General features: G+C 46.6%; 8 protein-coding genes and 1 pseudogene (1 of these 9 running past the window's edge). 1 reads left to right on the forward strand and 8 read right to left on the reverse strand.

Annotation, left to right across the window (positions count from 1 at the left end; translation table 11 throughout):
- The 8 genes and pseudogenes from QVO66_RS05675 to QVO66_RS05710 all read right to left on the reverse strand — a co-directional run.
- A pseudogene (locus QVO66_RS05675) lies at positions 1-419 on the reverse strand (aspartate ammonia-lyase); it reaches 1,043 nt to the left of the window's first position.
- A 368-nt stretch (positions 420-787) separates the two neighbouring features.
- A complete protein-coding gene (locus QVO66_RS05680) occupies positions 788-6,745 on the reverse strand; it encodes a discoidin domain-containing protein (protein WP_021854455.1) in 5,958 nt (1,985 codons plus the stop codon).
- A gap of 17 nt (positions 6,746-6,762) precedes the next feature.
- Complete coding sequence (locus QVO66_RS05685; protein WP_021854456.1) at positions 6,763-8,181, reverse strand: hypothetical protein; 1,419 nt, start codon at positions 8,179-8,181, stop codon at positions 6,763-6,765.
- 32 nt (positions 8,182-8,213) lie between these two features.
- On the reverse strand, positions 8,214-9,911 hold the full coding sequence (locus QVO66_RS05690) for an Mfa1 family fimbria major subunit (RefSeq protein ID WP_021854457.1): 1,698 nt from the start codon (positions 9,909-9,911) through the stop codon (positions 8,214-8,216).
- A 37-nt stretch (positions 9,912-9,948) separates the two neighbouring features.
- Positions 9,949-11,046, reverse strand: coding sequence for a FimB/Mfa2 family fimbrial subunit (locus tag QVO66_RS05695; RefSeq protein ID WP_053397660.1), 1,098 nt, complete (start codon positions 11,044-11,046; stop codon positions 9,949-9,951).
- Positions 11,047-11,458: 412 nt separating this feature from the next.
- On the reverse strand, positions 11,459-13,174 hold the full coding sequence (locus tag QVO66_RS05700; RefSeq protein ID WP_021854460.1) for an Mfa1 family fimbria major subunit: 1,716 nt from the start codon (positions 13,172-13,174) through the stop codon (positions 11,459-11,461).
- Positions 13,175-13,226: 52 nt separating this feature from the next.
- Complete coding sequence (locus QVO66_RS05705; RefSeq protein ID WP_021854461.1) at positions 13,227-14,633, reverse strand: DUF3868 domain-containing protein; 1,407 nt, start codon at positions 14,631-14,633, stop codon at positions 13,227-13,229.
- A 20-nt stretch (positions 14,634-14,653) separates the two neighbouring features.
- Entirely contained in the window at positions 14,654-15,229 is a 576-nt protein-coding gene (locus QVO66_RS05710; RefSeq protein WP_021854462.1) for a DUF3575 domain-containing protein, read from the reverse strand.
- A gap of 1,401 nt (positions 15,230-16,630) precedes the next feature.
- Between QVO66_RS05710 and QVO66_RS05715 the strand changes: the two genes are divergently transcribed.
- Positions 16,631-18,136, forward strand: coding sequence for a succinate CoA transferase (locus tag QVO66_RS05715; RefSeq protein ID WP_021854463.1), 1,506 nt, complete (start codon positions 16,631-16,633; stop codon positions 18,134-18,136).
- The last annotated feature ends 177 nt before the right edge of the window (positions 18,137-18,313 follow it).

Raw genomic sequence — 18,313 nt, forward strand, 5'->3', positions numbered from 1 at the left:
TTCACGTGGTCGTGAGAAGAGCAGTGCTCATAGTCGCCCGGCTTGAAGCCCATGTGCTTCAGCGCAATGTTGGCGATAACCTCGTTGGCGTTCATATTGGTGCTGGTGCCTGCTCCGCCCTGAATCATGTCCACGGGGAACTGGTCGTGATATTTGCCGGCCAATATGTCCTGACAAGCAGCCTTGATACCCTCATACTGGGCATCGGTAAGCAGCCCGAGCTGATGGTTTGCCTCAGCAGCAGCCCACTTTGTGTATGCCAGACCGTTGATGAACAGAGGATACTGGCTGAGTTTGAACTTACTGATTGAGAAATTCTCAACGCCGCGCAATGTCTGTATGCCATACAATGCGTCTGCCGGAATCTCACGTGCGCCGAGGAGGTCGTGCTCCATACGGATATTCTTTTCTGAATTCATAGTTTTAAGGTTTATATTTCAATTATGTGTTTTTACTATATTATTAAGGTGTTTCGGCATTATGTTCTGCCTCCTTCCTTTCAGTGTCAAAGATAGTGCTAACTTTTCATTGTGCCAAACATTATCAGGTTTTTAACACATCAAACGCACGTATTAGCGTAAAACAGACTAAAAAGCAGTACATATATCTTACAAATAGTCAACAAACGGCAAGCTTGGCACCGTCATCTACTCACCGGCAGTCATCTGTCCTATCCCCGTTCTTTCCGGTATGTCCTCACAACTGGCATAAAAAAATAATGGGAGCATCCTCACGGACACTCCCATTCTCTCCTGCAACTTGACCTGTCGGTCAAAATATAAAAAACTTACCTAACTCTTATTTTCGTCACCTGCGAGCCGCTCTCTGTCTCTGTGCGCACGACAACCATGCCGCTGTCGACACCATTGAGAGTGCAGGTGAAGTTGCCGCTGGGCGATACTTTCTTCAGAAGTGCACCGCCTGCCGACCATACGCTCACTGAACGCAGAGCCGTATCTGACGTAACGACAACCTGGCGCGGAACGATAGAGCTTACGCTGACGTTGCCCTCTGCGCCCGTTTCGGTTATGCCCGTTGTGCCCGAGCCGTGACCTATCAGGAAGTAGCGGCCGTATGACGGACCGTTCACCGTGAGCTGATAGCCTTCGTAGAGCGGTGTCTCGCTCTGCAGCTCGGCGTCATAGATAGCGGCATCCTTAACAGCTGCAACGCCGCTGAATGTAAGGGTTACCACTGAGCCGTCGGCTGCCGTAACGCCTAACGGTATGCGCTGTGCATCCTTCAGCTGGTTGACGCTCACTGCCGTGTTGCCGGCCGCGGTGTAAACCTTAGGAGCGTTGTCGGCATTGCCTGTCAGTCCGCTAATCATCTGTGCATCCTCCATGCCGAAGCCGTTGCTTGCCGAAACGGCATAGCGCACAGCCGCGCTGCTTGAGCCTTCAGCGTCTTCTGCCTTTATTTTGAGAGAAACGGTCTGTGAGCCTTCACCTGTTGAAGTTGTTTCAAACTTCTGCATGGCAGAAGTGAATTTAACTATAAAATTGCCCTTTTCATCAGGTGTTGCTGTTTCAGCTATTTGAACATAGAACACCGCATATGGTGCAATAAGAGATGTGCCCTCTGACCATTTTTCACTACTTTCATCATAAGTTACAGCCGCTGTTGTCAAATCAGAGTTAATCCAATATTTCTGTGCCAGCACGTCGCTGTTGGCAGCAACAAAAGCCTGGACATCGAGCGGAGCCATAAACGGGTTACCTACCATCAGATACTTGCCGTCGACAGACGGAGTAAGAGTTGCCGAAACATCAGCTTTTGGATTGTATTTTAAAGGATCGCTTCTATCCAACAAGCCTGTTACAAGCAACTTGCCTGCTGTAGTACGGTCAACTGTTTTATCATCAGCAGTACTTACTATATATTTTGTATCAGCCTTCGGGAAGCGGAACAGCAATTTTTCTGTAGAATATGGCTGTTGTCCCTGATTCAAGATTCCTTTAACTGAGAATCCGCCACCTGCAACATAAGGCACGCTTGCGTCGTTGTATGCAGAACTCCATTCTGTATCAAACGAAACAAGAGTTTTGTCACTGCCATTTTCAACGATATTTGCTCCTGTACTCCAGCTGCGCTGGTAAACGGCAGGTTTCAGACGGTTATAATCGTTATCATTGAACGTTATATCCTTAAAGTACTCCGTCTCTTGTCTTCCTGTTGCAGTAGGAGCATACCAGTCGCCGGCTACAACGCCCTGCAGCGGTGTGCTTACGGCAGTCCATTGTCCCGGAGTAATCTCCACGTCTGTCCATGCCTTGTTATAGAGCAGCTGCTCGGCATGCAGCATCTGTGCGCCCGGCTCAAAGTGAATGTCATTACAAATATTCACACGATAACGCTGAGTGGTGAGTGCGCCGCCTTTTTCATAAGCCATCAGGTCATACTGGATATTCTCTGTAGGCAGTTCCATATAACTTGGACGGCTCGTATTTACCCATCCATTACCGCCATCACCATATCCTGCCATATAAAGCTCAGCCCTGCTCCCTGCTGGCATGATAACATTAGAGAACAGCATCGGCACAAAGCCTTTGTCTGTTGTATTTTCAGCATTATCAGTATATGTGCCGTCTGTATTCTTCAAGTCCTTAGCATCGGCACGCTTCCAGTTGGCATCATTGTTCCAGTTGCTTGTAGCACCGGTTCCATTCCATACAAGATTTTCTGGCACAACCTTCATACCAACCGTAAATCTTCCAAAACAAGCATTTGTGGTATTATTACCATGCTCTTCAAAATGTACAGCAAAGGTATAAGTATATCCTTCTTTAGGTTGGAAACGGAAACCATTTGCCTGCGTAGTCTGCGTATCAAAATATATTTCCATGTAGTCCTCAAAAGAAGACTGATCATCATATTCTTCTGCATACAATGACTTTAATGTACCTATCGGCAACGAATATTCACTAAAATCTGCTGGAAAATAAGTATCATTCTTATATCCAGGATCATCTGTGTCGACAAGATATATTTTGCTATAAGCATCTGGAGATATAGAAGTAATCATGCCAATATAACTTGCACCCGCTGACACTAATTGAGCACCACGCAAATTAACTTTTATCGGCTGACTGACAGAAGTAGACTCAATTTGACTCAAGCCTATACGTAGTCCCGGATTAAAATCATCTGCAGGATACTTTACAGAATTAAAACCTGCATGCAACTGCGGTGCGTCACCTGAAGCATTAAGTTCCAATGGTATATACGACCAACAAACTTTTGACCACATATCATCACTGATACTTCCATCAGGCGATTTAAGTGTAGGTATAGGCTGAATAACCAACTGTAATCCAGACTTCAAAAGAGTTATATCAAGGTTTTCCTTATGCAGGATAAGCCTTGCATGTATACCTTCTTCAACGGTCTTAGTTGTAATATAATAATTGATTATATTTATCATATTCTGCGACAGATTAACCGTTTGTCCGTCAATTGTCTCATGGTCACCTGCCGTCACATCCGTAAGATCTTCTTTGTCTGGATAAATGTCGCGGAATGTAGTAAGTGCGCTTAATAATGTCACATTACCATAATCTGGATTTTCAGCCAAGAATTCATCTTCCGTACCAAAGAACCAGTCGAAATAAACACCTTTATCTATTATAATATAAGATTCTGTTCCATCGTCTTCTGATACAGGCACACGCATCTGGGCTGAGAAATTGAATATCTGTCCGGCACAGAAATCTGTTGTCGGGTCAACAACCTCACCATTAACGCGAAGCAATGTCTGCGCTGTAACATGGAAAGGTGTATTTATACCACACGGATCATTTATATCTTCAGCAAAATCCGCAGCTGTAGCCTGGTTACCGTCATTTACCTGAATTAGCATCAGGTAAGAACGGTTCGGAGTCAATGCCGAGTAGAAATCTACAGCCAATGATTTTGTACCGGCTTCATCAGTTGTACGGTAAAAATAATACTTACCCGTTCCATCACCATTATCTCTTGCCAAACGTGGATGTGGCAATAAATCATAATCTGTATTCGAGTCAAAATCTAATTTGAAATAAAGTGTATTATATTTTTGGTTATAATACTCTCCGCCCAAATCCGGATTATTATTACCTACCTCAACAACAGAATATTCTATTGCGCCTTCATAATCTCCACTATGTTGTGTTAAATAATCCTCATACTTTGCCTTGTCGATAAAACAAAAATCTATAGCATCAGTTTGATCAGTTCCTTCTTTTTCACCTAAACGTGAAAGCAGACGATCCCAATCAAGCTTAATACTCATCATAGTTCGTTCACTCGTACATGTAGCTTCCAATTGTTTAACCTCAGCGCTTGGTGTTGCCAAATATACACGGATATCGTCAATATACATATCACCACCTTGTGTTGATTCACTGTTGTTATCAACCTGAAGAACATAAGAGTCATAAAGTGCATCATTCTCTACAATGAAAGAGAAATACATCTGTAACCATTCGTTTGTTCCTGTTCCCGTTCCGGGCATACCTCCTGTCAGATAGTCTGTACGGCGTATCTGACTTGAGGCATGACGATATATCGGCACATACACATCCTGACCTGTAGCTTCATCCTTTTTTACACCCATCACAGAGAAGAGCATGCCGGCATCAGGAGTTGTAGAACTATATCCTGCACTCTTAACCCATGCCGTTACGAACATTTCCGAACCGGAACACAATTTCTGTTCAAATGGCAATCGGGCAATAACTCCGGCACGGTCAGAAGCATCAATAAATATATGATAAGTACTGTTTGGAAGAAGTTTTCCTGCATGATTGAGCGTACCACTAGTCCAATATTTATCTTCTATAAATCCATTCATGATTGAATAATATCCCCACTCAGGGAAATATCCGCTTTGCCCTTTGAAATCAGTACCGTCAGCACCATCGTAGAACGAATAGCTGCTTGAAGTCCAATCCAATGGGAATTGATAGAAATCGGGCTGACCATAAAGTTCAGATACGCTTGGATCGTAATCGAAATCTAGCTTGGTAAGCAACTGATAATTCTCACTCAAATATTTATCAGTACGGAACTGATAATACTTCAAGTTATTGTCCTGAATAGTGCCGTTTTCAATTTGCTCTAATTGTGTCTGTGTCAGCAATCTGGTATCACGCACAAAAGTCAAATTATATTTCGCAATATTATATGTTGTACCGGAAACTGTTTTTGTAACATAAATAGTTGCAGTACTGTTATTTGCATTAACATACTCTGTACCATCCGAATAATTAGGATTTGGATAATTAAACTGAATTATACGTGACGTTCCGTTCAAAGATGTTGTCGCTAACGTTATTCCAGACCCGTTATCAACCAGTTTTACATCTAATACATCATTATCGTCATCTATCGCCGCATCAGGAATTGCATACGACCGGGCGTCCTTTGACAATGCCACAAGTTCTTTCGTATTATTTGAAATACGTGTAAACGGGAATGAGATGTCATATTCCTCCAAATATTTTCCTGTTGTAGTACCTCCTTGATAAGCCGTATTTTTCAGGCGTCCCATACCATTTTGCCATGTAACTGTGGCACCCTCTCCCGTATCGCGGCCATCCACGGCAATAATATAGTAAATTATACGGTGAGTAAGCGTTGGTTCATACGTCAGTCCGTCTGACTGATTTGACGGATAAAATGAAGATGAGCCGGAAGCGTCGCTATAACTCTTAGTAAAGTCTGTATATCCTGACACATCACACCCCACAAGATAATAATTATTGTCAAAGGTCTGAGCTGCCGTTTCGCCAAACCATGCTTTAAACTCTTCATCTGTCGGGACATAAAATTTCATATCCATAACATCAGATGTAGTAAGCGGCTTGCCCACATAACCATTAGCAAAACGGCATGGCGTAGTACCTGCAGGTGTCAAAAGATCCCATACCTCGTCACTACCTGTATTTTGTGTGCGGAAAGTTCCATCAGTACGATAGCTGTACCAACGCTGATAAGATACAACACTAGAGTTTGACAATCTGTCAGGCACAGCCAATGTTACAGATGTTCCTTTATGAACATAGATTGTATCCATATATACATGGCTGGCCTGTATATCGCCCTTCGGGCCGGAATACCATGCAGTTTCATCATTAAACGTATCCATATTCTTTGCGGCTTCAGATATGTTTGAACGCAAGTCAAACCATTTGGCAGCTTTATGATGAATGGTCACGTTTGAATAATCTACAACATCTGAATACAATGTTATTTCGTTCATAGCAAGTGCATAATCTGAACGTCCAGGAACTATCTGCAAACGCAAATAGCGCGTGTTAATCGCATTTTTCAAGCAATAATCATGCTGCTGTACTGTTCTATCACCAGCAAAACTTTCAACGAAATCCCATGTATAACCATTTTTTGACGAATAAACGTGTAACTCATCTTCTCTTTCCTGAGTATTTCCTCCACTAAGAAAATGAAACGCACGTATTGTTCTATATGCATAAAAATCTATATCAACATTTATCGTCCCGGCTCTACTTGAAGCCCACCAAGTACCAGTATTGCCATCAAATGCATAAGATATTCCATTATAATACCCACTTGCATTAGACTCTTTTAATGTCTTGGCTGTAATATCAGCACCATATGTACTGACTTTAGAATTTTCGTCTATCATCAGATACTTATTTCCTTCCACCTGCGCCACTGCATTCTGTGCAAGGAATGTTGCGCAGAAAAGAATGAGAAGTTTATATAAATTATGTATATGTTTCATATCTTATGTCCTCCTTTTTATTTTTTGAACATATTAAGCATTTCATGACGCAGATAGTCGAGACCGAACTCCGGTGTACGCGTTTTGCTCTTAAACGGGAAGTTGGTAATGTCGTCGGTAAGTACCTTTACTGTGTATGTGCGGTTATATGTTGCGCCATTATCCTGCCACGTAACCAAAAGGCTAAGATCAAAAGTCTTGCCGGCAGATGCCGTAACATGGCCCTTAATAGTCTTCACATTAGTAGTTTGGCTTTCAAAGATTATGCCGTCAACACCTTCTGGAATATTCCAATTACATTCAGGATTAGTAACAGTGGTTGTTCCTCCACTATTTTTCACTCCATTTACGGTAAACTCAAACTGGCATCCTTCGGGCACTACTATTTGATATGTATTATCAAAGCCTGTAATCTGAACTTCCACGGGCAGGCTTCCTATCGGGCTTACCCAGCATTGCGCGGCAAGGTCGAGGCCATAGTCGTTGAGCTGCAGCGTAAGCGGGAATATGCTGTTGCGCGGAAGCTCGCCTCTTGCGGTGGTTGCCTCGTATGTAATTCCGTTCATCTCGTCAGTAGTAACGCTGACATTAAATTTATGGTCTGCCGGTGAAGAGTTTACATAAAAGTCAGGAATAACAAGTGTTCCTGTTGTACCTGTACCGTCAGCTTTCAGAGTTCCGTCACCAGGAACAGTTATATTCTTTGTCGTTGTGTATGTCGCTCCTTCCAACGTTTTATCTGAGAAGAGAGTTATCTTGTCGGCATATCCGCCAAACGACAGGGCTGTAACCTTTGTATTGGCCTTGCCTGATATGCTCATTCTTATCTTGCTGACCAGGCGGTCGAGACCGATAGAGATGCTCTTGGTGGCAGTCGTAACCACAACCGTCTGCTTTGCACTCATAGGGATAAACTTTCCCTCAGCAAAGTTAAGCTTTGCAGCTGGATCTTCAAGCACGATATTATCTATATCCACATTCAGAGTTGTGAGTGAAGCACCACTCTGCAATCCTGTAAGACTGCCCCATAAATTATCATAATAAGTATCAATGTTGGCAAAGGCATAAACGGTGTAAGTGCCTTCGGGAAGCGTGAAGGGGTCTGACACCCACGACTTCAGATTGCCCTGCTGCGCTGCGGTGTTACCGGCAAATTCATCATCGGTGTTGGGCAACAGTTTTTTGGTAACAACATTGGTGCCGTCTACAATTAGCACGCAGAGGTTGTGCATATACTCACCATTGGTGCCAACTTCGTCTGCCCTTGTGTTCAGGTCGCCTTCCTCACGTGCCGTAATGCTCAGCTGCAGCGTAGCGGTGCCGTCGCCACCCTGGTCGATGTCGTCGTCGAACGAGCATGAGGCAAGAGGCACGGCGCACAGCCATGGCAGCAGCCATAACATAGCCTTATATATATGTTGTTTCATTTTGTTCATAACGTCAGTGTTTTTTCGTTAAAGTCATTTTATCACATAGGCAGAGTCTCCGGGTCGAGCAGCAGCCAGTCGTTTACGTAAACATCAAGAATGATGTTCTCGTCCTCGCCGGGCACGTAGTTTCCGAGCGAATAGATGCTGTTGACCGTGAGTTTATAGATGTTGTTGCGCACAATGGCATACTCCATTATGCCCTTTGTTTCATCATTGTTGTCATTGCTGTGGCGCACCCACCATGTGTAATAGCATGTGGCGTCTTCGTATGTACGCACTCCGTAAGACTGCAAGGCGTTACGGGTAACAATGCCGTTCTGGTCGAGCACAACTTTATAAGTTCCGTTCAGACTTGCCGAATATCCGCAATTGCTGAGCATATATGCGCTCCATTTAAGACTTTCCTTAACCTGTGCAAGATCTTGTGCTTCGTCCTGCCCCAGCAGGAAAGCCTTATAGCCTGACGGGTCGTTGTCGAGCAGCGATGCCGCAAAAGTCTTTACTGATGCCCAATTGTCGCAGGCATCGATTTTATCGTCAAACTGACTGAAGTCGGCACCATACACGTATGTCATCATGTCTTCCATTGATGCAAATAGGTGAGTGCCGAGGGCGAAGAATGTTGCACCGCCTTGATAATTTGCCACGCCCTGCGGATTAAACTTTGCCTTGAACACCACGCCCGTGCTGTAGTCGCTGCCTGCCGCATCGGCTGCCGTAGTGTTTTCGAGGGTATAGCCTATACGTTGCCATGTTTCGGCTCCGTCAGAGACAGGAGTGCCCGGCTGAACATAACCTGCCCACCAGTTGGGGTCTGAAGAACCGTTCATAAACCATGTTCCGTAAAGATTTCCATTCTTGCTTGCCGTCCACGGGTCGAGCACGTAATTTGTTGCTGCGCCGTTCTCGTCAGCAGTTTCATTGCCGAGATAAGACAGATTGGTGCCGTTAACATCGTCAGCAACGCGCTTTATGATATAGCTGCCTGCAGTAAGATTGTTCACCAGAGCTGCGCCGGTTATCTCAACGGTTGCATTAGGATATGCCGGGTCAGTACAAGGATAAGACGCTTCGGCCTTATAGTCGAGCCTTGCTGCCATGCGCTCTACGTTTACCGTAGCAGTGGCAGGATCATCTTCTGAGTTAGATTCAAGCGTGAGCGTGGCGTCGGCTGCTGATGTCATTACGAAGTCAGAATAGTCAGAGCCTGAGGCTGTCCATGCCGTGGTCTGTATATGATTGCGCACGTCGGCGAGCGTGAGCGACTGGCCTGTCCACCAGTCTGCGCCCGGATTTGCCACCACAAGCACGTTGTATGTTCCGTCGTCGAGGTCTACCTGCTGCGGCGTTGTTGTATATTTGCGGTCGATGCCGTTGCCCGGCTCGGTAGGGCTTCCAACGTTAAATGTTGCTACAGCCATGATTGGAGTTGTACCGCTGCTGTTCACTCCGTCAGTGCCGCTGCCCTGATAGAAGAAGGCCACGGCCGATTTTATTTCATTCTCATAATCTTGTCCAGTCTCATCTCCGTTGCCCTGTTCGCCTCCCGTAGGATTAGAGCGCGTAGGCGTGCTTTGCTGCGATGCGAAGCTGAGCGAGACATAAGAAGATGCCGACATGCCGCCTCCGCCTGACGGAGCGGTGTCGATGTCTTCCTGCGCACAGCCGGCCGCAAGAGATGCCATAAGCAGGCATCCCGCAACGCCCTTAACTGTATGTAATATATTCTTGTTCATAGACATTCGTGATTTTTAGGTTGGTTGGCTGTTTAAATCACAGTTCCTCAAACTGCACCCGCTTGCTCCATCCCAGCACGCTGATGCTGATGTTTACGTAAGCCAGGCGGTCGCCCTTGAGGTAGAAGTCGAGCTGATAGTCGTAGCCGCGGTCAAGGAATTCCTGTTCCGAGTAGCGGTATATCTCCTCGCTCGTGCGCAGACGGCTGAGCAGGTCGGGCAGATTGACGCGCACCACTTCCATGTTGGTGTTTTTGTTCACTATAGACAGTATGCCGTCGTCCTTTGCATCGGCATGATACAATATGCGCGATGTCATAAAGTCGGCATGAGCTATCTTGCCCACTCCGTCTATCGGGTCGCCGTTATGGTCGAAGGCCGGCGTGCGGTCGTCGGTATTCCATGTTGCGTGCGGCGTATAAACCACGGTGCTGGTCTCGTCGAGCGAGTTGTCCCAGAGGATGTGCGAGTTGCGGTCGGTGATGGTCATGTCATAGTTTGCCACGTCCATCTGTGTGGGGTCGTCGAGCTCGCGCATTGTCACGTTGATTTTCTTGGTGTCGCGCATGAGCGAGATGGTGTGGTAAGTAGGCTTTCCGGCGAACACCTCAACAGGTTCAACCTCCATGCCGTGCCACAGAGTGTCGAGCGGCAGTCCATGGTTGTCAACAAGGAGCATGTCGCTGCCCTGCTGTGTTGTCTCGAGTCTGACGTCGAGTGCCGTCATGTCGTCTCCGGCAGTAAGGTCAGAACGGACGAAGCGTGCACGTCCCGACTCCATCTGCTCAGAGTAAGAGTTTTGTCCGGCAAGCACTATGAACTTATACTTGCCCGGATCGAGGTCCATCTTCATTGAGTATGTAGGCACGGCCAGCGGCAGCGAGCTGCCCACGTTGGCCTCCGACTGGCGTGTGACATACTTGCCGTTTTCGTCGAACACGTAGACATCTACAGCTCCCACATGGTCGTTGAACATGTCAGCGCGCTCAAGATTGTAGTCGTACTTGAAGTTGAGATACAGCCCCATGGGACAGTCGTCTCTGTCTTCGGTCATCATGTCGCACGATGTGAACACCGGTGTCGACAAAGCCGCAATGCACAGCCAAGTCAGACGCTTTATTGAAAGATACTTCATAAGCATATATATTTTTTGTTTTTATTTCCTTTATCCATATTTAATTGTTGCATTGTCTTTGCGCGGCGACATTGCTGTCTATCCCCGCCGGGCCAGCCCGGATGCCTATCTGTCTGTGTTGCTTAAGCAGATGTTTAGCCTTGGGCTGTCGCTGTTTATGTTGTGGGCACTTGCCCTTGAGCGTCGTGCCTCGTTGTTGTCAGTTTTAGTTTGCGGCAATATTGTTCCGCAACGGCTCCTCTCTCTGTGCCGGAGCTGCACCCCGCCGTATCTCATGGTGTCTCTGCGGGCAGACTTACATGCAGGCCACACCTCTGCGGCTTCTGCCTTTTTAAGAAAATGTGCGGCCGGCCCATACCGGCCGCACACGGATGTTGTCAATTAACTTTAACTTTTATGAAGTTCAATCTTATTAGAGATCTACGTTCTGGCTGCGCTTAGCCCAAGAGAGAACGTTGATATCAACAGAGATGTAAGATTCCTTCTTGTCAACAGGTTCAGGAGTAACTTCTGTTACGTTAGGATCACCAAGGCTCTTAATGCTTTGAACGTTGATTTCGTACCAGTTGTTGCGGAGAACACCATAACGGCCGAGATATTCATCAGACTTATTAGCATAAATACTATTGCCTGTTTCATAAGTTGCATCCCAAGGTGTCTGAGTTTCATCAAAGTGTCTGATGTAAACAGGATAATAAGCAACTCCGTTTGCATAATACTCTAATGTAATATGGTCATTAGCAAGAGTTGCAGCATTTGTAGGATATTCAGCAGCATCAGCCTTCAGTTTGCCTTTACCTGATTCATTAAGAACAATTGTAGCAACGGTACGTTTTCCGGCAGCTTCTGTTGAGAATGTAACATCAAAGTCTGTATCTGATGAAAGTGCTTTACCCTGATCTACATTGGCCTTAGCCCAAGCATTGAATGTAACATCATTCAGCAAACGTGCAGCAACTTCTTTCTTTACATCAGCTACTTGCCATATATCGCTTCTGTCGCCATCAACAGTATAGAACTCTGTTCCGCCATTGAATGTAGCCTTAACAATAACACGTGTAAGATTCTGCTCAAGCATGTTAGCCAAGTCTGTTGTATTCTCGAAACAATAAGCTGCATATTCTCCATTAGCAGGATTAACATCCGGCAGAGTTGCATGCTCACCGCCAACAGTAGTGAGACCACCAACACCTGTAGTGTTATAATTATAGTCATCACCCCAATAAACTCTATAAAGTCCGCTTGCAATGGCTGTTCCGCCTATGAAACGATAATCGGTTGAACGAGTTGCCTTAAAAGCTTTCCATGTAGTAAAGTCTGTAACATCACGAACCAGCTTGTTGGTCTGGTTTGTATTGTCAAGAGCCCATCCGTCAATTGTATAAGTAAGCCCAGATCCGTCAGTTACAGTACCATTAGCACCATTCTTTACAGTTACCTTAGCCTCAGCTCTTTCAACATAGATTGTTGCTGCGGGATTAGCATCTGCCTCAGCCTTTGTCTTAAAGATTTTGCTACCGTCGATAGTAACAAGAGGTTCTACAACATTTGCACTTGTAGGATCTACAGTACCACCTTGTGCGTCAGCCATAATGGCATTTGACATCAGCAGACCATCATCGTGCCAGCTGTAGTCTGTACCGATAGCTGTTTTGACAGCATCATTAAGTTCTGAAAGACTTTTACCTGTAGCAGCAGCTCCGTTAACATTCAATATACCACCTTCTGCAATAGAAAGGAGTCCATTATTGTTGAGAACCACCAAAGCCTTAATATCACCAGACACGCTGTTAATCTCCTGAGTAATCTTAGCTGTTGTTGTGATGTTGTCAGTTGTAGTGCCTTCCGGTGAGAAGTTCAGATCCATGTTGTAGGCACTGTTCACTACGTCATTAACAAACAGAATAAGAGTAGCATCCTTCACCTCATACTCTGCCGGTGTGCCGTCGTCGAAATTATCGTTGGCACGTGTACTAGGCTGCGTAGGGAGCTGAATGGCAAGGTTGATATAACCCTTACCCTTATCATTCCACTGTGGCTGTCCGCCATTGTCAATGCCATCTTCGCTTGAACAAGCTCCCAGCATCAGCGCTGCCAATGCGAAGGAAAATAATTTTACTTTTTTCATAATTTAAAAAATTGAGTTGGTTTAAAAAATATTTTTATCAATTCTCGTGTTTTTACATGTCGAGTATCTGCAGGTTTTTGTCCACTCCCTGTGCTCCGGCCTGCTTAGCCTGATTGAGCAGCTGGCGCGCCTGTCCGGTGTTGCCCTCGAGCATGGCCATCACGCCCTTGGCGTGCAGAGCCTGCGGCGAGTTGCCTGCCTTGCTGAGATAGCGTTTAGCACCCTCAAGGTCGCCGCTCTCCATGCGTGTGCATGCGGCATTGATGTTGGCCGTAGGGTCGTCGGGATACATGCGCACGGCGGTCTCCATAACCTCGTTGAACTCGCGCGAGCCCGGCTCGTAGGTCTGTGCCACCATATACATCTCTTCGAGCGAAAGCTGCTGCGGCTTGGTCTTCAGCACCTGTTTTGCCTCGTCTACCGAGAACGGGCGCACGCTGTAGCTCACCACATAGTCAGAATGGCGCAGAGCGGGATACCATGAGTCGAGCATAAAGCGGTAGTCTGTAGGATAAGTAGACTTAATCTTCCACTCTTTGGCATCGGGGTCGAGCGTCTTGTCGTCGATGAGCTTAAGTATGGCGTCGCTGTTGTCGAGATTGCCCTCAACGACATACTCGCGCAGGCCTTCCCAGTCTTCAGGCGTAGACGATACGGTGAAGAGGCGGTCTTCTATATGCACGAGCTTGCGCACATAGTCCTTGAGCGTCTTGGCACGGTTCTGTGCCAGATATGCGTTGTGCTCATAAGGCGACTCGGGCGAAGCATATCCGTGGATTTCGATGTTTGTTATGGTTGTGTTCTTGTCGTTCTTCACGAGGTTGATTGTGTTCACAATCTTCTCCAGCTCGCGCGGGTTGTTGCGGTATTCGGGATAGAGAGTGATTTTGTCAACGGGGAAGTCGATAAACGCGCGTCCTTCCTCATGGCGCACCTTCTGTGCCTCGGCTGCCGGGCGCATATACGGCATAAACGGCGTGCGCAGGCGCTTCAGCTCAACGGTGTTCTGGTCTTTCACGTCGCCGCATCCGCAAAGGTCTTCAGCCACGATGACGTTAGAGTTCTTCATCCAGGGCTCATAGGGCAGCACGGCGCTGTAGTGGAGCGTCTGGTCGGTGTTGTTCTTACGTCTTACAGCCACCACGTTTGCCGGAAAGTCCTTATGTCCGCCGCGGCGGTAAGAGATGTCCTGCTTGCGTCCGTTCACTACTATCTGCGGCATCTGCCTCTCCTCGGTGTTGTTAGTGATGATGGGCGTGAAGACGAGCCTCATGTTAGAAGGCAGCTTCAGCGAGTCCATATTGAGGTCGAGGTCAACCACCATAGTCTGGTTAGTGTTCTCTACCTTGATATTCTCTACCGTCACCGTCCGTCCGGCCAGCTTAGGCTCCACGCACTGTGCCTGCAGCGCGAGCGGCGCGGCCAGCAGGCATGCACAATATATAGATAATCTTTTCATGTCCTTGGTGGTTTATAGTATCAGAAGATGTAAATAAGACTCAGCGCGGCCTTTGTCGGGCCGAAATAGTTGGTGTGCGACGACTTGAGCTTCTCGCCGCAGGTTCCGCACTTGTATTTGTCATACTTTATGTAGTCGTATCCCAGGCCTATGGATGCCTCAAAGTTCCAGTGCTTTGACATCACCCACTGATATCCTGCCGTTACGCCTCCGCCTGCATACCATCCTTCATAGCGGTGGTCCTCAAGCTCGGGGAAGAACCCGAAAGGCAGCTCAACGCTGCTTGCGTTGAACTGTCCGCCCATGAGGTGGGCACCGATGAACCAGCCATTGAAGCTCTCGCAGAACCAATAGCGGTATTCAGGCATAACAAGCCAGTGGCGCAGACTCGACTGGTCGCCGCCCGACTGTTTCCACGGATTAAGACCATAGAACAGCTGCAGCGTGCTTTTCTTACCTACTGAGGCTTCAATCCCTAAGTTAGGAGTTGTGGTAGCCCAGTATAATGCATTGGTCTTCAACGCCACGTTCTGTGACAGCATTGTGGCTGAAGTTGCCAACACAAATAGTGCTGTACTTAATATGCGTTTAATCATAAATCCTGTAAATATTTTAGTTTTTTCTATTTCTCGGAATCTTGTTTTTATTCATAGTTATATTATCTCAGCAGATGGTTTTTATATCATCGTTGACCAATCATTTCACATCGTAAAACAGCATTCTCAGACTGTGTTGTTGCCTTATGACAATTTCAGTTAGCAGTTTAGTTTACAGCCATGCTTGCGTGGCCATTCATGCTGATAGGTTCGTATATGTTATTTTTACCGATTACAGGTTTTTCACATTAGTAGTTCGAATGCTGGCACCATTTAAGGTTAAGCTCGTTCGACATTTTTGTGCTAAAGTTCTTATTCCAAGCAGCATGTTTGTAAAAAGCACACCTTATTTAAGGAATATTTATCTTAAAACTTTTCAATTGCAAAAATAACAATAAGTAATTACAAAGGGTCCCTCTTAGCGTTAAAAATCATTAATCAGGCACTTTTTCTCAATAAAAAGTTTTGGTGTCAGAAATATACTTTTTTGCCTTAAATACAGGGAAATGCAGGCATCAGGCAAGAAAAAAATACTTACATACATCAAGCATAGCCAACGAAAATATATCATCACGCACATTTTCGGCTTGCGTAAGCATATGCAGCGACAGAATGACATAATGAAAGAATATTAGAGCATACACTTACAATGTGATTCAGACTGACGTTCTCATACTGAAGTATTCAGAAATTAAAATCATCCGGCCGCAAAAACGGGCAGTTTTCGTGTGCAAGCGCAACGCGCTACGGCATAAGGCGTTACGCCGGATGAAGGCAATGTGTGCAATGTTTTTTGTCCCAATTAGGACAAAAAAGCCATTATTTCAATAAAAAAACAGGGTGGTTTCAAGGTCTGAAACGGCCTGTTTTTGATGCAAAAGTGGCCGAGTTATTCAGAAAAAGCTGCCCGTTTGGACATAAATGTAAATATTGTTTACCAAAACACGGCCATGCATGGCTCATTATTTTCTATTTCGTCAGAAAATCCGTACAAAAATGAAATGACACTTTGACATGTAAAAGAGCAAATTATAAAGCAAGACAACACACGCCACGAGCCCGAAGGGCTGCACCTCGATAACCATGGGTGTGCCACCCACGGATGCAGCAACGCAAGAGGCATCACCCGAAGTGGTGATACTTAATTAAATGAATGAAGAGGCATGCAAGATGAAACCAGCCGGAACTGAACAGCCGGAACAAACGGGACAAACAAAACATATATGCATAATATAAAGTACACGCGGGCGCGCATACTTGCGCCCCGGCACATCGGGCATGACATAATTTAACTTGCCGAGCTGAAAAATATAAGGCCATTTATTTTGCTTTACCGCTGATTTTAGGTAACTTTGCCAAAAGTTTAACCTGAATAAAGACATAATTTTTAATTTTTTCACCATGGCTTATACACGCATAACTGCTGCCGAAGCTGCGGCAATGATTAAGAACGGAGAGAACATAGGTCTGAGCGGATTTACGCCCGCAGGCACCGCCAAGGCCGTAACCAAGGAGCTGGCCAAGATAGCTCAGGCTGAGCACGAGGCCGGCAGAGAGTTTAAGGTAGGACTGTTCACCGGCGCCTCTACAGGACAGAGCACCGACGGCGACCTGTCTAACGCGCAGGCTATAAAATACCGCGCGCCCTACACCACCAACTCTGACTTCCGCAAGCACGTAAACGCAGGCGAGATAGCCTACAACGACATCCACCTGAGCCACATGGCACAGGAGCTGCGCTACGGCTTTATGAGAGAGGTTGACTGGGCGATAATTGAGGTGTGCGACATCGAGGAAGGCGCCGACACATGCAAGGCTTACCTGACGGCTGCCGGAGGCATCAGCCCCACAGTGGCACGCCTGGCAAAGCACGTGGTGCTGGAGCTTAACAGATTCCACAGCCCCGAGGCAAAATATCTGCACGACGTATACGAGCCGCTCGACCCGCCGTGCCGCCAGCCGATACCTATCACACACGTGAACGACCGCATAGGCACACCCTATGTAGAGATAGACGCCAAGAAGATTGTAGGCGTTGTAGAATGTAACATAGCCGACGAGGCAAGAGCCTTCAAGGATGCCGACCCGATAACTGACCAGATTGGACACAACGTGGCACAGTTCCTCATCAGCGACATGAAGAGGGGCATCATACCGCAGTCGTTCCTGCCGCTGCAGAGCGGCGTGGGCAGCACTGCCAACGCCATACTGGGCGCACTGGGACACGACGAGAGCGTGCCTAACTTCAACATCTACACCGAGGTGCTGCAGGACAGCGTGGTGGGCATGATGCTCGAGGGACGCATCAAGGACGCGTCTACATGCTCGCTGACAGTGTCTAACGAATGTCTGAAGCAGATTTACGACAACATGGACTACTTCAAGCAGCACCTGACGCTGCGTCCGAGCGAGATTTCTAACTCGCCTGAGGTTATCAGACGACTGGGCGTCATTGCCATCAACACTGCCATCGAGGTTGACATCTACGGCAACGCCAACTCTACACACATCAGCGGAACGAAGATGATGAACGGTATTGGCGGAAGCGGCGACTTTGAGCGCAACGCATACATAAGCATCTTCACCTGTCCGTCAACTGCCAAGGGCGGTCTTATCAGCTCTATCGTACCGATGGTAAGCCATCAGGATCACTCTGAGCACGATGTAAACATCATAGTTACAGAGCAGGGTGTGGCCGACCTGAGAGGCAAGAGCCCAATAGAGCGTGCACACCTCATCATAGAGAACTGTGCTCATCCTGACTACCGTCCGCTGCTGCGCGACTATCTGAAGATTGCCAAGATGGGACAGACACGCCACTGCCTGACAGCTGCCTTCGCCATGCACGACACTCTGATGCGCAAGGGCGACATGCATCTGACAGACTTTGCTGAGTATGTTAAGTAATTATTTTAGAAGTTAGAGGGAGTCAAGACATATGGTCTTGTGGGGATGCGGGCTATCATTCTTATTAGTCTCATTACTCCCATAAAATAAGGGGCTAAGGCGTTTCGCCTTAGCCCCTGTTTCATGGGATTGGAATTATGGGAGAAATGAGACAGATAAAGCTAATGAGACTCATAC

The sequence above is a fragment of the Prevotella sp. CAG:255 genome (assembly GCF_000431195.1).
In the GTDB taxonomy this organism is placed as follows: Bacteria; Bacteroidota; Bacteroidia; order Bacteroidales; family Bacteroidaceae; genus Prevotella; species Prevotella rara.

Excerpts from the sequence above, each read along its gene's own strand:
- QVO66_RS05715 (WP_021854463.1), top strand. The coding sequence starts at position 16,631 with ATGGCTTATACACGCATAACTGCTGCCGAAGCTGCGGCAATGATTAAG.
- QVO66_RS05680 (WP_021854455.1), bottom strand. The coding sequence starts at position 6,745 with ATGAAACATATACATAATTTATATAAACTTCTCATTCTTTTCTGCGCA.
- QVO66_RS05690 (WP_021854457.1), bottom strand. The coding sequence starts at position 9,911 with ATGAACAAGAATATATTACATACAGTTAAGGGCGTTGCGGGATGCCTG.
- QVO66_RS05695 (WP_053397660.1), bottom strand. The coding sequence starts at position 11,046 with ATGAAGTATCTTTCAATAAAGCGTCTGACTTGGCTGTGCATTGCGGCT.
- QVO66_RS05710 (WP_021854462.1), bottom strand. The coding sequence starts at position 15,229 with ATGATTAAACGCATATTAAGTACAGCACTATTTGTGTTGGCAACTTCA.
- QVO66_RS05700 (WP_021854460.1), bottom strand. The coding sequence starts at position 13,174 with ATGAAAAAAGTAAAATTATTTTCCTTCGCATTGGCAGCGCTGATGCTG.
- QVO66_RS05705 (WP_021854461.1), bottom strand. The coding sequence starts at position 14,633 with ATGAAAAGATTATCTATATATTGTGCATGCCTGCTGGCCGCGCCGCTC.
- QVO66_RS05685 (WP_021854456.1), bottom strand. The coding sequence starts at position 8,181 with ATGAACAAAATGAAACAACATATATATAAGGCTATGTTATGGCTGCTG.